Origin of the sequence: Chryseobacterium sp. BGARF1 (genome assembly GCF_001677955.1) — a bacterium.
Taxonomy (GTDB): domain Bacteria; phylum Bacteroidota; class Bacteroidia; order Flavobacteriales; family Weeksellaceae; genus Chryseobacterium.
On the sequence record NZ_LELA01000184.1, the window covers coordinates 1 to 725 of the forward strand.

At 36.3% G+C, this 725-nt stretch carries 2 protein-coding genes; both read right to left on the bottom strand.

The window, feature by feature from the left end; translation table 11 throughout:
• Window positions 1-96: GIY-YIG nuclease family protein (locus AB671_RS22110; protein WP_185114149.1), on the bottom strand; the 96-nt coding region annotated here is incomplete at its 3' end.
• A 363-nt stretch (window positions 97-459) separates the two neighbouring features.
• Window positions 460-725 (bottom strand): GIY-YIG nuclease family protein (locus AB671_RS21385; protein ID WP_066681855.1); only part of this gene is annotated, 266 nt, incomplete at its 5' end.

Consider the following 725-nt stretch of genomic DNA (forward strand, 5'->3'; position numbering starts at 1 on the left):
TTGATGTTCATCAAAACGTTTGTACACATTTTCGGTGACTCCAGTGTAGTAGGTTTTATCAGAACAAAGTAATATATAGACGAATGATATTTGCATGATCAATTGTATTAATAAGATTTGATTCAACGAGCGTCACTTCGAGTAACGAAGCGAAGCGGAGAGTATCGAGAAGTTTTTGATTGGAAGACAGATTTTGTACTTCGGTTCACTGGTTCTCGATACATTTTCCTGCGCTACGCTACGAAAAACACTCGAACTGACGAAACTGTTTTCGTATCGTGTAAACAAGACGTCACTTCGAGTAGATTTTTGAAGAAAATCATATCGAGAAGTTTTTGATGGGAAGACAACATTTGTGCTTCGGTTCACTGGTTCTCTATACATTTTTCTGCGCTGTGCTACGAAAAACACTCGAACTGGCGCTGCGACTGACGTAAGTTAATTGATAAGATAAATAAATTACTTACCAAACTTCTTTTTCGCAAGATTAGGCAGGTCTTCATATCTTCCTTCAATCAATGCTAATTTTTTTGCCTGTGACCATTTCTTAATCTTTTTCTCAAATGCAATCGCTTGTTCGATATCCATAAACTGACAAAAATATACTAATTGTAAAGGACGTCTTGAGAAAGTATAAGAGCCAAAATATTTACCGTCTTGATGTTCATCAAAACGTTTGTACACATTTTCGGTGACTCCAGTGTAGTAGGTTTTATCAGAACAAA